At 65.4% G+C, this 13,563-nt stretch carries 14 protein-coding genes and 1 pseudogene; 13 read left to right on the top strand and 2 right to left on the bottom strand.

Annotated features, from left to right (window positions below; translation table 11 throughout):
• On the bottom strand, positions 1-127 hold a 127-nt coding region (locus tag ACYPYD_RS21180; protein ID WP_459665409.1), incomplete at its 3' end, for a LysR family transcriptional regulator.
• Positions 128-272: 145 nt separating this feature from the next.
• On the opposite strand from ACYPYD_RS21180, the gene ACYPYD_RS21185 reads away from it, so the two are divergent.
• The 10 genes and pseudogenes from ACYPYD_RS21185 (at position 273) to ACYPYD_RS21230 (ending at position 9,301) form a co-directional block, all read left to right on the top strand.
• Positions 273-1,430, top strand: a complete 1,158-nt coding sequence (locus ACYPYD_RS21185; protein WP_459665314.1) for a muconate/chloromuconate family cycloisomerase — start codon at positions 273-275, stop codon at positions 1,428-1,430.
• A 5-nt stretch (positions 1,431-1,435) separates the two neighbouring features.
• Positions 1,436-1,726 carry a muconolactone Delta-isomerase gene (catC, locus tag ACYPYD_RS21190; RefSeq protein ID WP_459665315.1) on the top strand — a complete coding sequence of 97 codons (291 nt, stop codon included), beginning with the start codon at positions 1,436-1,438 and terminating at the stop codon, positions 1,724-1,726.
• A gap of 47 nt (positions 1,727-1,773) precedes the next feature.
• Entirely contained in the window at positions 1,774-2,694 is a 921-nt protein-coding gene (locus ACYPYD_RS21195) for a dioxygenase family protein (protein ID WP_459665317.1), read from the top strand.
• Between the two features lie 25 nt (positions 2,695-2,719).
• Complete coding sequence (locus tag ACYPYD_RS21200; RefSeq protein ID WP_459665318.1) at positions 2,720-4,069, top strand: Rieske 2Fe-2S domain-containing protein; 1,350 nt, start codon at positions 2,720-2,722, stop codon at positions 4,067-4,069.
• A complete protein-coding gene (gene benB / locus ACYPYD_RS21205) occupies positions 4,066-4,581 on the top strand; it encodes a benzoate 1,2-dioxygenase small subunit (protein ID WP_459665320.1) in 516 nt (171 codons plus the stop codon). Before ACYPYD_RS21200 ends, benB begins: the two co-directional genes overlap by 4 nt.
• Positions 4,582-4,591: 10 nt before the next feature.
• On the top strand, positions 4,592-5,377 hold the full coding sequence (gene benD, locus ACYPYD_RS21210) for a benzoate diol dehydrogenase BenD (RefSeq protein WP_459665322.1): 786 nt from the start codon (positions 4,592-4,594) through the stop codon (positions 5,375-5,377).
• Positions 5,378-5,456: 79 nt separating this feature from the next.
• Positions 5,457-5,546, top strand: a pseudogene (locus ACYPYD_RS21215) (2Fe-2S iron-sulfur cluster-binding protein); the annotation flags it as partial.
• A gap of 3 nt (positions 5,547-5,549) precedes the next feature.
• Entirely contained in the window at positions 5,550-6,320 is a 771-nt protein-coding gene (locus ACYPYD_RS21220; RefSeq protein ID WP_459665324.1) for an alpha/beta fold hydrolase, read from the top strand.
• A gap of 4 nt (positions 6,321-6,324) precedes the next feature.
• The gene (locus ACYPYD_RS21225; RefSeq protein ID WP_459665327.1) at positions 6,325-7,551 is read left to right on the top strand and encodes an NAD(P)/FAD-dependent oxidoreductase; all 1,227 of its coding nucleotides are present in this window, start codon (positions 6,325-6,327) and stop codon (positions 7,549-7,551) included.
• A gap of 190 nt (positions 7,552-7,741) precedes the next feature.
• Entirely contained in the window at positions 7,742-9,301 is a 1,560-nt protein-coding gene (locus ACYPYD_RS21230; RefSeq protein ID WP_459665329.1) for a sulfotransferase family protein, read from the top strand.
• Positions 9,302-9,370: 69 nt separating this feature from the next.
• On the opposite strand, the gene ACYPYD_RS21235 is transcribed toward ACYPYD_RS21230, so the two are convergent.
• Positions 9,371-10,459, bottom strand: a complete 1,089-nt coding sequence (locus ACYPYD_RS21235) for a TauD/TfdA family dioxygenase (protein WP_459665330.1) — start codon at positions 10,457-10,459, stop codon at positions 9,371-9,373.
• Between the two features lie 244 nt (positions 10,460-10,703).
• On the opposite strand from ACYPYD_RS21235, the gene ACYPYD_RS21240 reads away from it, so the two are divergent.
• The 3 genes from ACYPYD_RS21240 to ACYPYD_RS21250 are packed head-to-tail and all read left to right on the top strand — an operon-like array spanning position 10,704 to position 13,470.
• On the top strand, positions 10,704-11,345 hold the full coding sequence (locus ACYPYD_RS21240) for an isochorismatase family protein (protein ID WP_459665332.1): 642 nt from the start codon (positions 10,704-10,706) through the stop codon (positions 11,343-11,345).
• Complete coding sequence (locus ACYPYD_RS21245; RefSeq protein ID WP_459665333.1) at positions 11,342-12,253, top strand: hydroxymethylglutaryl-CoA lyase; 912 nt, start codon at positions 11,342-11,344, stop codon at positions 12,251-12,253. The genes ACYPYD_RS21240 and ACYPYD_RS21245 overlap by 4 nt, the downstream gene beginning before the upstream one ends.
• Before the next feature lie 5 nt (positions 12,254-12,258).
• On the top strand, positions 12,259-13,470 hold the full coding sequence (locus ACYPYD_RS21250) for a CaiB/BaiF CoA transferase family protein (protein WP_459665334.1): 1,212 nt from the start codon (positions 12,259-12,261) through the stop codon (positions 13,468-13,470).
• Positions 13,471-13,563 lie beyond the last annotated feature (93 nt).

Raw genomic sequence — 13,563 nt, forward strand, 5'->3', positions numbered from 1 at the left:
CGTGAGCCTCCAGCTGCTGGATCGCGCGCGACAATGGTGGCTGGGCGATGTGCAGCCGTTCTGCCGCCCGGTTGAAGTTACCTTCGTCCGCAACCGCCACGAAGTAACGCAGGAGGCGCATGTCCATCACGAAATCTAAACCCTCCCTCTAGCATCGCTCGGGCTGCAATATACCCAACAGGTATGTAGTGTTGACCGCATTGATCTTTGATAGAAGTATCGCGCAGGCATATCTGTCCCATGAAAGCTAAGCATATGGGAGAGTCGCTGCAATGGCTATGTTAAGCCGCGCTGATACCTTCATCGTCGATGTGCCGACGATCCGGCCTCACGTGCTGGCCATGGCTACCATGCATGCGCAGTCGATGGTGATCGTTCGGCTGATCGACGCCGACGGCGTCGAGGGGCTGGGCGAGGGCACCACGATCGGCGGCCTCAGCTATGGCGAAGAGAGCCCCGAGAGCATCAAGTCCGCGATCGACACCTACATCGTCCCGGTGCTGGAAACCTGCGATATCGCGCAAGTCGGCGCGACTATGGCCAAAGTCGCCAAGTGCGTGCGCGGCAATCACTTCGCCAAGTGCGCGGTGGAGACGGCGCTGCTCGACATGGCAGGCAAGCGGCTCGGGGTTCCGGTGTCCGAACTGATCGGCGGAGGCCGGGTGCGCGGCAGCCTGCCAGTGGCCTGGACGCTCGCCAGCGGCGACACCGCGCGTGACATCGCCGAGGGCGAGGCCATGCTGGAGGCGCGCCGCCACCGCATCTTCAAGCTCAAGATCGGCAAGCGCGACGTGCGCGACGACGTGGCCCATGTCGGCGCCATCTGCAAGGCGCTCGGCGACCGGGCCAGTGTGCGGGTGGACGTCAACCAGAACTGGAGCGAGGCGCAGGCCAAGCTGGGCATGGCGATGGTGGCAGATGTCGGCTGCGATCTCGTCGAGCAGCCGATCGCCGGGGACGACGTCGCTGGCATGGCCCGGCTGTCCACCACGCAGGCGGTGCCGCTGATGGCGGACGAGGCGCTTCATGGCCCCCGCTCCGCGCTGCGTATCGCTGCGAGCCATGCCGCGGGCGTCTTCGCGCTCAAGATCGCCCAATCGGGCGGCCTTTTCGCCACCGCCGAAGTCGCCGCGATCGGTACGGCCGCGGGTATCGGCCTGTATGGCGGCACCATGCTCGAAGGCGGGATCGGCACCATTGCGTCGGCCCATGTCTTCGCGACCCTGCCTGAACTCGCCTGGGGCACCGAACTGTTCGGTCCGTTGCTCCAGACCGAGGAAATCCTTTCCGAGCCGCTGGCCTATGCCGACTTCTCGCTGGCGGTCCCGACTGCGCCGGGCCTCGGCGTCAGCCTCGACGAGGACAAACTCGCCTTCTTCCGGCGCGACCGGACCGCGCCCGCCCTTCACGCCGTCAACGCAGGAGCCTGACCCCCGTGCTTTTCATGGTCGAAATGGACGTCAACATTCCCCTGGGCTTCGATCCCGCCGAAGCGGCGCGGATCAAGGCCGAGGAAAGGGCCTACTTCCAGAAGCTCCAGGCCGCGGGAACCTGGCGCCACATCTGGCGCAAGGTCGGCTTGTACTCGAACGTCTCGATCTTCGACGTCGAGAGCAACACCGCGCTGCACGACACGCTCATGGCACTGCCGCTGTACCCCTTCATGACCATGAAGGTGACGCCGCTGTGCCGCCACCCTTCCTCCATCCATGACGACGATCGCTGATCGCCACCGCCCGGAATAACGGGCCTAGAATTACGGGAGAGAATGAAATGGACACCAGCTTCGTAAAGACCCCCGAGATCCAGCAGTTGCTCGACCGCGCCGCCGGCGTGAACGAGAGCGGTGGCAGCCCGCGCCTCAAGGCGATCGTGCGCGACCTTACCGAAAGCGTGATGGAACTCATCGTCAGGCATGACGTCTCCGAGAGCGAGTTCTGGCTGGCGATGAAGTACCTGTCGGACAGCGCGGCCGAGATCGGCCTGATCGTCCCCGGCACCGGCCTCGAGCACTTCCTCGACCTCTACATGGACGCCAAGGACGCCGAAGCGGGCCTGACCGGCGGCACTCCGCGCACCATCGAAGGTCCCCTCTATGTAGCCGGTGCACCGCTGGTGGAAGGCAACGTAAACCTCAGCGTCGACCCCGACGAGGGCACCACCGTGCTGCACATGACCGGCACCGTGACCGGACCCGACGGCGAGGCGGTCAAGGACGCTGTCGTCCACGTGTGGCATGCGAATTCGAAGGGCTGGTATTCGCACTTCGACCCGACTGGTGAACAGACCCCGTTCAACAACCGCCGCCGCATCAGGCTGGCCGACGACGGACGCTATGCGTTCCATTCGAACCAGCCGAGCGGTTACTCGGTGCCGCCCGGAGGCGCGACGGATAAGCTGATGCAGGCGCTCGGCCGCCACGGTAACCGTCCGGCACACGTCCACTTCTTCATCGAGGCGCCGGGCTACCGTACGCTGACGACGCAGATCAACTTCGGCGACGATCCCTTCGCGGCGGACGACTTCGCCTTCGGCACCCGCGAGGGCCTGCTACCGGTGCCCAGCCGCCAGGGCGACAGCGCCTACATCCAGTTCGATTTCCAGATGCAGCGCGCCCACGACGCGGGCGACGAGGGCTTCTCCTCGCGCACCCGCGCCGAAGCGACGGCGCTTCCGGAAGCCGAAACCGTCTGACGACCAGAACACGGGAGACAGGATCATGCACGAACATCTGATGAGCCGCGTTGCGACCGCCGTGGTCGACGACCCCGAGACCGGCCTGTTCCGCTGCCGCCGCGACGTCTTCACCGATCCGGCGCTGTTCGAACTCGAGATGAAGTACATCTTCGAGAGCAACTGGGTCTACGTCGCTCATGAGAGCCAGGTCGAGAAGAAGAACGACTACTTCACGACCTGGATCGGGCGGACCCCGGTGATCCTGACCCGTGCCAAGGATGGCGGCCTCAACTGCGTCGTCAACGCCTGCGCCCATCGCGGCGCCAAGCTGTGCCGACGCAAGCGGGGCAACCAGCCGCTCTTCGTGTGCCCCTTCCACGGCTGGAGCTTCAAGACCGACGGCTCGCTGATGCGTGCCAAGGATGCCAGCACCGGCGCCTATCCGGACAGCTTCAACCATGAAGGGTCGCACGACCTGACGCGCGCCCGCGTCGAAAGCTATCGCGGCTTCATCTTTGCCTCGCTGAACCATGACGTGCTGCCGCTCACGGAGCATCTCGGCGAGGCCAGGGTAATCATCGACCAGATGGTCGACCAGGCGCCCGAGGGGCTGGAACTGCTGACCGGCAATTCCACCTACACCTTCGACGGCAACTGGAAGATGCAGATGGAGAACGGCTGCGACGGTTACCACGTCAGCTCCGTTCACGAAAACTACCAGTCCACCATGGGCCGCCGCGCGGACGGTGGAACCAAGGCGGTCGACGCCAATGGCTGGTCCAAGGCCCCGGCAAGCGGGGTCTACGGTTTCGAGCATGGCCATATCCTGCTCTGGACGCAGGTGCTGAACCCCGAAGTCCGCCCGATCTGGAGCCACAAGGCGGCGCTGGATGCACGGCTCGGCGAGGACAAGGCGAAGTTCATCCTCGAACAGACGCGCAATCTGGCGCTCTATCCCAACGTGTTCCTGATGGACCAGTTCTCCACCCAGATCCGCGTGGTGCGTCCGATCGACGTCCATACCACCGAGGTCACGATCTACTGCTACGCGCCCAAAGGCGAGAGTGCCGAAGATCGTGCCCACCGCATCCGCCAGTACGAGGATTTCTTCAACGTCACCGGCATGGGCACGCCCGACGACCTCGAGGAATTCCGCAGCTGCCAGTCCGCCTACGAAGGTGCGGGCGAACTGTGGAACGACCTCAGCCGCGGTGCCACGCGCTGGGTCCATGGTCCCGATGCCAATGCGAAGGCCATGGGCATGAACCCGCTGCTCTCCAGCGAGCGCAGCGAGGACGAGGGCCTCTTCGTGCGCCAGCACGAGTTCTGGGCGCAGATCATGCTCGACGGCATGGCGAAGGACGCCGAACCGATGCTGGAGGCTGCGGAATGACCCTCGTTCTGGAAAACACCGCCGCCGCGCTGTCCTATGCCGAGATCTGCGCGTTCCTCTACCGCGAGGCGCGTCTGCTCGACGACCGCGAGTTCGACGAATGGCTGGAATGCTATTCGCAGGACGCCGAGTACTGGATGCCCGCGTGGACCGACGACGATGCGCTGACCACGAACCCGCAGACCGAGATCTCGCTGATCTACTACGGCAACCGCAAAGGGCTCGAGGACCGGGTCTACCGCCTGAACACCGAGCGTTCGTCTGCCAGCACGCCTGAAGCGCGCACTTCGCACTTCATCGCCAATGTCGAGGTGCTGGAGACGCGCGAAGGTGCGATCGACCTGCGCTATAACTGGCACACGCTCAGCCACCGCTACCAGCAGACGCAGCAGTTTTTCGGAACCACCTTCCTGACGCTGGATACGGCTGGAGACGCCCCGAAGATCCTGAAGAAGAAGATCGTTCTCAAGGACGACTATATTCATCAGGTCATCGACGTCTACCACGTCTGAGGAGGTTGCAGTGATCTTCGCAGGACGGTTCGCAGGCAAGGTCATGGTCGTGACCGGTGCCGCACAGGGTATCGGGGCGGGTGTGGCCACCCGCGCGGCGGCGGAGGGCGCAAGCGTCGTCCTCGTCGACCGGGCCGACTTCGTCACCGAAGTGGAGCAGGCCATCGTCGCGGACGGCGGCAAGGCCGTCTCGGTGCAATGCGACCTTGAAACCTACGAGGGTGCGGCCGAGGCGATGGCGGCGGCCGTCGCGGCGTTCGGGCGCATCGACATTCTCGTCAACAACGTCGGCGGCGCGATCCGCATGCGCCCTTATGCCGAGTTCGAGCCGGCGCAGATCGATGCTGAAATCCGCCGCTCGCTGATGCCGACGCTCTATTGCTGTCATGCGGCGCTGCCGGTCATGTTGGGGCAGGGCGCTGGCACGATCGTCAACCTTTCGTCCAACGCCACGCGTGGTATTCGCCGGGTGCCCTATTCGGCGGCCAAGGGTGGGATCAACGGCATGACGCAGGCGCTCGCCATGGAATACGCCGAAGCCGGCATCCGCGTCGTCGCGACCGCGCCCGGCGGCACCAGCGCGCCCGCGCGCCGCGTCGCCCGCAATGCCGAGGGCGACAACGCGCAGGAGCAGGCGTGGATGGCCGAGGCGGTGGAGCAAGTCACGTCGTCGGCGTTCATGAAACGCTATGGCACGCTGGAGGAACAGATCGCGCCGATCCTCTTCCTCGCCTCGGACGAGGCCAGCTACGTGACCGGATCGGTCCTGCCGGTGGCTGGTGGCGATATCGGCTGACGCCAGCTTCATAGGACATGGATAGGTGCCCAGACTGATCGCCGTCACCCGCTCGGGCGACGAAACCGCCATCGGTGCTTATCGCACCGACTTCTCGCGCTTGTCCTGCCTGATCGCCATGACCCCGGCGCTCGACGGCCTGCGTGTCACCATCGCACCTGAGGACTGATCTATGCCTTTCACTCAAGCTGCAGGAGCCAGCCTCTACTGGAAGCGCGACGGCCGCGACGACGCACCTGCGCTGGTGCTGCTCAACTCCATCGGCACCGATATGGATTTGTGGGACGCGGTGCTGCCGTTCCTGCGCGACCGCTTCGCGCTGCTGCGGATCGACGCACGCGGCCATGGTGCGTCAATTTCCGAACCGGGTGACTTTTCGATGGCGATGCTGGCCGCCGATGTGCTTGCAGGCGCGGACGCGGCAGGTTTTGCACGCTTCAGTGTCGCGGGCGTGTCGCTGGGAGGGATGATCGCGATGGAACTGGCCCTCGCCGCACCCGAGCGCGTCGAAAAGCTCATCCCCATCTGCACGTCCGCCACGATGGACAACGCCTCGTGGAACGATCGTATCGCGAAAGTGCGCGGTGAGGGGATGGCCGCCATCGCCGACCTTGCGATGGGGCGTTTTCTGTCGGACACGGCCGAACCCGCGATCTATGCGGCCGTGCGTCGCCAGTTGGTCGGCATGAACGCGCAAGGCTACGCGGGCTGCGGGGCGGCGATCCGCGACATGGATCTGGCCGAGCGTATCTCCGGCATCGCCGCGCCCACTCTGGTGGTAACCGGCACGCGCGATACCTCGACGCCGTTCGAGGGGCATGGCGAATATTTGCTTGCCCGGATCCCCGGCGCTGCGCATCTGTCGCTCGAGGCTGCACACCTTGCACCGCTGGAGGCTCCCGCCGAACTGGCCTCAGGCATGATCGCCTTCCTGCAGGACTGATCCCATGGAAAAATCAGACGTCGTCATCGTGGGAGCGGGACATGGGGGAGCGCAGTGCGCGCTCGCCCTGCGCCAGAACGGGTTCACCGGAACCATCACCGTCATCGGCCGCGAGCCGGAGCATCCTTACGAGCGGCCGCCGCTTTCGAAGGAATACTTCGCGCGGGAGAAGACCTTCGATCGTCTCTACATCCGCCCGCCGACGTTCTGGGCTGAGAAGGAGGTGACCTTCAGGCTCTCCACCGAAGTCACCAGGGTGGACGCCGAGGCGAAGGAACTGACGCTCTCGAACGGCACGACCTTCGGTTACGGCAAGCTGGTCTGGGCGACCGGCGGCGATCCGCGGCGCCTGTCGTGCGGCGGCGCCGAGCTGGCGGGCGTCCACGCGGTGCGCACCCGCGAGGACTGCGACACTCTGATGGCCGAAGTCGATGCGGGCACGAAGAACATCGTCGTCATCGGCGGCGGCTACATCGGGCTGGAAGCAGCGGCGGTGCTGTCGAAGATGGGGCTGAACGTGGTCCTGCTCGAAGCCCTGCCGCGCGTGCTGGCGCGCGTCGCGGGCGAGGAACTGTCCGAGTTCTACCAGAAGGAACACCGCGATCACGGGGTGGACCTGCGCACCGGCGTTGCGGTCGAATGTCTCGAAGGCGACGGCCACCGGGTAACGGGCGTGAAACTGGTCGACGGCGAGGTGATCCCGGCCGAGGCGGTGATCGTCGGCATCGGCATCGTGCCCGCCGTCGGCCCGCTGATCCTGGCAGGTGCCTCGGGCGCGAACGGCGTGGACGTGGACGAGTTCTGCCGCACCTCGCTGCCGGACGTCTACGCGATCGGCGACTGCGCGGCCTTCGCCTGCGATTATGCGGGCGGTACGGTGATGCGGGTGGAATCGGTGCAGAACGCCAACGACATGGCAACGTGCGTGGCCAAGGCGATCTGCGGGGACGCAAAGCCCTACAAGGCGTTCCCGTGGTTCTGGTCGAACCAGTATGATCTCAAGCTGCAGACGGCCGGGATCAACATGGGCTTCGACCAGACGGTGACGCGCGGCGACGTCGAGGGGCGCAGCTTCTCGGTGGTTTACCTCAAGCAGGGCAAGGTCGTGGCGCTGGACTGCGTGAACATGGTCAAGGACTACGTGCAGGGCCGCAAGCTGGTGGAAGCGGGTGCGACGCCCGATATTGGGCGCCTCGCCGACGCGGGCGTGCCGCTCAAGGAACTGGTCTGACAATGACGTCGTCCCGGACCCGATCCGGGACCGCTGGCCGTGAACCGCCTTGCGACGACGAGAGCAGCGAGGAAGTGATCGGGGCGATTGTCAGGGCGTGACCCGGCAGGTAGGCTCGTCGCCTCGAACAGCAGTAGAGGTCGCGCCGGATTGTTTCCTTCCAAGCCCATCGTTCCGACCGTTGCTCCACATGACGCTTGAAGCACAGGCGAGAGCAGCGTTGCGACAGGGGGACCTGAAGGGCGCGGCGTCGGCGGCGGGTGCGCTGGCGCAGGCGAGGCCGGACCAACCGGCGGGTTTTTTCCTGCTTGGCGTGGCGGCGGCAGAAGCGGGGCAGATCGCGCGTGCGGTGCCCCTGCTCGAAGCGGCGGTCGCGCGCGGGCCGGAGCCGGAGCATCTTGCCCAACTGGCCAAGCTGCTCATCCTGCTGCGGCGCGACGGGGAGGCGGCAGACGCGGCGCGGGAGGCGATGGCGCTGTCGCCGATGGATGCGCGCACTTTCGACACCATCGGGTGCGTACTGGCGCGCCTCGGCGATCACGAAGCCTCGCTCGCGCCGTTCGCTGCCGCAGTGGCAGCCGAGCCGGACGACCTCGAATATCGCTACAACCTTGCGGCCGCCAGCGGCTTTACCGGCCGTGTCAATGAGGCAAGCGCTCACTACGAGACGATCCTTGCCGCTGACCCGGTCAATGCGCGGGCGCATTACGCCCTTGCCATCCTGTCACGGCAGACCGCGCAGGCCAATCACGTCCCCCGGCTGAACGCGGCGCTGGCGGCGGTACGTGAGCCGGACGCTGCGCTGCGCATTCGCTATGCGCTGGCCAAGGAGCACGAAGATATCGGTAACTCCGCCGATGCGTTCCGCCACCTGTCGGCCGCCAACGACGCGCACAAGCGCAGCATCGGCTACGATTTCGCGCAGGATGCCGAGATATTCGACGCAATCGAAACCGTGTTCGAAAAGGGCTCGCCGGTAAGAAGTGAAGGGCGGCGCGGCGCCGCTCCCATATTCGTGGTCGGCATGCCGCGCACCGGAACCACGCTCGTCGATCGCATCCTGTCCTCTCATCGCGACGTCGAGGCGGCCGGTGAATTGCAGGCGATGCCGCTGGCAGTGAAGCTGCTGGCAGGTACTCCATCGCGCCGCGTCATCGACGGCGAAACCGTTGCGGCGAGCGTCGCTGTCGATGCTGGGGAACTGGCCGCCGCCTACCTTGAGCGTGCGGCCCATCACGTGGCGGCGCAGAAGCCGCGCTTCACCGACAAACTACCTGCCAATTTCCTGTACATCGGGCACATTGCGCGCGCCTTGCCCGATGCCCGGATCGTCTGTCTGCGTCGTAATCCGATGGACACGATCTGGAGCAATTACAAGAACCTGTTTGGAAGCCAGTCGCCTTACTACGCCTATTCCTACGATCTGATGGATACCGCACGCTACTATGCGCGCTTCGACCGGTTGATGAAGTTATGGCAAAGCCTCTGGCCGGATCGCGTGTTGCAATTGTCCTATGAGGCGCTCGTCGCCGATCAGGAGGGCGAGACGCGGCGAATGCTTGCTCATTGCGGACTGGAGTGGGACGAGGCCTGCCTCGCCTTCCACGAGAACCGCGCCGCCGTTGCCACGCCGAGCGCGGCGCAGGTTCGGCGGCCGATCAACGCAGATGCCGTCGAGCGCTGGCGTGCGCATGAAGCGGCACTCGCGCCAGCGCGGGCATGGCTGCAGACGCAGGGTATCGACGCCTGAGCCCATCGCTCCTCACCGCGAGCGCGGCGAGATAAGCCATGCCAGTCGCAGTGACAGCCGGCATAGGGGTCAGGAAAGCAACCTCGGCACCGACATGGTGCGGATGGAGAAGCGGGCGTCGGGATGCTCCACCCCGTCGCGGTGCGCGGCACGGTGCTGGACGACGCCGTTCTTGCCGAAACCCTGGACCACCGGCCGATCGGTCTTGCTCGACAGCCAGAGGCGTAGAAGGTGGCGCTTGCGCTGCGGTTCGGGCCAGTCGAAGAACTCGGTGCGCGAGTGGAGCGCGGCATAGTTCGACAGCCACTGGATGTCGCCGGGACGAAAATCCATCGCGATCGCCATGCCGGGCTCGTACGTGATTTCGTCGAAGAGGCGCAGGACTTCCAACTGATCCTCGGTCAGCTTCGGCACGCCGGGGTACTCCTGCGCCGTCACGATATAGAGCGAACCGGCATACATCGAGAAAACCCCGTCCTCCACACTCACCACCGGCGAGGTGTAGGTATCGGCAGGCGCTTCCGCGTCCTGGCGCCTCCAGTCCCAGTGGAACGGCTCGAGCAGCAGGTGAGCAAGGTCCGGTCGGCGGCGCAGGATCTCGTTGTAGATCTCCGCGCCTGAGACCAGGCACGACAGCCCGCCTTCGCGCGCGCCGCGCAAACACATCAGCGCGACGATGTCGGAACTGTCGGAATGATAGACCAGCTTGTCGCGCACCTTGGAGGACTTCGCAGTGGGATCGTCCATCGTCTTGTCGCTGGTGGCGTAGACGTGGTCGAGCAGGTCGCCCATCTCGTTCTGGCGGATCGGATCGCCCATGTGCAGGCCTAGCACGTAGTAGATCGCACTCGACAGCGCATCGGAATAGAGGTCCGAACGCAGGCCGCGCACCAGCACGAAGCCGCGCCCGAAATCGACGTCCTCTCGCCACGCCTTCACCGCATCGGCGCAAGCGACCAGCGGATAGTCTTCCGCCTGGACGAAACGCAGGTCAGGGTCGTCCTCGAGGAAGCGCTTTCCCAGCGTTTCCAGTTCGGCGAGCTGGTCCGCGTCGAGTTCGTAGACCCAGTCCTGGCCCTCCATCAGACGATCCCCGCGCCATGCGGCGGCGGTCAGGACGGGGCCGAGGGCGGAGGATGGAACTTCGGCGACGGTCATAACGGCATGTCTCCTGTGGCGCGTGGCGGCACTCTAGGCATGCTGACATCGCATTGTCTTGATGCTGGACGCACGCGAACGTGCACGAAAGTTCACCATGCATAGCCGCTGGAATTGATTTCTGTGCACTGACTTGGCTTGAAAAGCCGCACATGTGGCGGTTTTACGTTGACCGCATGATTTTTTGTATACTAAAATACTGTCGTAACTGTGTCGATTCGACGGTTCATCGGGAGCTTGCGCAATGGCGGCGAATGCTGCGCTGGAAGACAATTACGCCGTGGCGTTTGGCGGAAAGGCCGGCTTCGGGCGCTTCCCGGCGCTGGTTCTGATCGATTTCGTCGAAGCCTACTTCGCGCCAGACAGTCCGCTTTACGCTGGAGTCGAGGACGCATTGACATCGGCGCTGCGCGTGCGTGAAGCCGCGCGGGCAGCGGGCGTGCCTGTGATCCTGACCAACGTGACGTACCACCCCGGCGGTATCGACGGTGGCCGCTTCTTCGAGAAGGTCCCGGCGCTCGAGGCTTTCATCGCCGGCAACCCGATGGGCGCATGGCCCAAGGGGCTGGAACCGCAAGCGGACGAGATCGTGCTGACCAAGCAGTACCCCAGCGCCTTCTTCGGAACTTCGCTTGCCGCGACGCTGACCGCGCGGGGCATCGACCAGGTGATCCTCGGCGGCCTGTCCACCAGCGGCTGCGTGCGCGCGACTTGCGTGGATGCCATGTCGCACGGCTTCCGCACCGCTGTCGTCGCCGACGCCTGCGGCGATCGCCATCCCGAGCCGCACAAGGCCAACCTCTTCGACATGAACGCGAAATATGCAGACGTCGTCTCGGAAGAGGCGACCATCACCTATCTGTCCGAACTGGAGACCATTCGATGACCGCGATCGAGATCGTCGAAGTTGCCCCGCGCGACGGCTTGCAGAACGAGAAAGTCCTCGTCTCGCTGGAAGACAAGGCCGAACTGATCCGCCGCCTGATCGACTGCGGCGCCCGCCGGATCGAGGTCGGCAGCTTCGTGAACCCCAAGAAGGTGCCGCAGATGGCGGGCACTGACGAACTCCTCGCCATGCTGCCGCGCCGGGGCGACCTGACGTACGTGGGCCTCGTCATGAACATGCGCGGGCTGGAGCGCGGTCTCGCCGCCGGTATCGACGAAGCGGGCGCGGTCTGCGTCTCGACCGACGGTTTCGCGATGCGCAACCAGGGCCAGACCAGCGACGAATCCATCGGTGTCGCGTCCGAAATCGTGCTCGCCGCCAAGGCAGCGGGCAAGAGCGGTCAGGTGACCATCGGCGCCGCGTTCGGCTGCCCCTTCGAAGGCGAAGTGCCCGCCGAACGCGTCGTCGCCATGGCCCGCAAGCTCGCCGAAGTGGCCCCGCGCGAGATTGCGCTGGCCGACACCATCGGCGTCGCCGTGCCCGCCCAGGTATCGCGCCTTGTAACCCAGGTGCGCGAGGCGATCGGCGGCATTCCCGTCCGCGTCCACCTCCACAACACGCGCAACACCGGCATCGCCAATGCCTGGGCCGCGATCGAGGCGGGGGCGACCACGCTCGACGCCGCGCTCGGCGGGATCGGCGGCTGCCCCTTCGCGCCGAACGCCACCGGCAACATCGCCACCGAGGACCTGCTCTACATGCTGGATCGCTCGGACGTGGCGACCGGCTACGACCTTGCCGCCGCGATCGGCCACGCCAAGTGGCTGGAAACTGTCATGAACAAGCCCCTTCCCGCAATGGTGAGCCGTGCCGGCCCGTTCCCGCAGACCATCGAACAGAAAGCCTGACCGCCATGGACACCCCTAACACCGGCGCCTTGACCGACATCCGCGTGGTCGAACTCGGCCAGCTCATCGCCGGGCCGTTCTGCGGCCAGTTGCTGGGCGACATGGGCGCCGAAGTCATCAAGGTCGAACCGCCGCAGATCGACGGGAAAGGCGGCGGCGACCCCATGCGCAACTGGGGCCACGGCGACGCCAAGCTGTGGTGGGAAGTGGTCGCGCGCAACAAGAAGTCGGTCAGCGCCAACTTGCGCGTGCCCGAAGGTCAGGAGATCGTGCGCAAGCTCGTCGCCCATGCCGACATCCTGATCGAGAACTTCAAGCCCGGCACCATGGAAAAGTGGGGCCTCGGCCCGGACGTGCTGCATGAGATCAACCCGCGCCTGATCATCGTGCGCGTTTCCGGCTACGGCCAGACCGGGCCTTATTCCTCGCGCGCGGGCTTCGGCGGCATCGGCGAGGCCATGGGCGGATGGCGCTACATCGTCGGCGATCCCGACCGCGCGCCGAGCCGCATGGGCGTCTCCATCGGTGACAGCCTTGCCGCGACTTACGGCTGCATGGGCGCGCTGGCCGCGCTCCACGCCCGCGAGCGCACCGGCAAGGGCCAGGTGGTGGACAGCGCGCTCTACGAGGCGGTGCTGCAGGTCATGGAGAGCCTGGTGCCCGAGTACATGGTTTCCGACCATGTCCGCAAGCGTACCGGCTCGATCCTTGAAGGTATCGCGCCGTCGAACGTCTATCCCACCAGCGACGGCGAGTACCTGATCGGCGCCAATCAGGACGCGATCTTCAAGCGGCTCTGCCAGGCCATGGGCCGCCCCGAAATCGGCACCGATGAGCGCTATGCGACCCACGTGGCACGCGGCGAGCGCCAGACCGAACTGGACGATCTCATCTCCGATTGGACCCGCACGCTGACGGTGGACGAACTGGAGGAGAAGATGATCGAATTCTCGATCCCCGCCGGCAAAATCTACCGCGCGCCCGAGATGCTGTCCGACCCGCACTTCGCCGCGCGCGAGGCCCTGATCGACGTCGAGCATCCGCAGTGGGGTTCGTTCAAGATGCAGAATACCTTCCCCAAGCTGTCGGCGACGCCGTCTTCGGTTCGCCGCCGCGCTCCGCTGGAAATCGGGCAGGACAATGCCGAGATCTACGGCGACCTGCTGGGCATGAGCGAGGACGAAATCGCGGCCCTGAAGGCCGGCGCGGCGATCTGATCACTATCCTCCCCGTTCCGCAGGAATGGGGAGGCGGACCGCCCGCGCAGCGGGTGGTGGAGGGGGGATAACCCTTCCGGCAGCCCTACGGGC

This window comes from Novosphingobium sp. 11B (assembly GCF_054589055.1).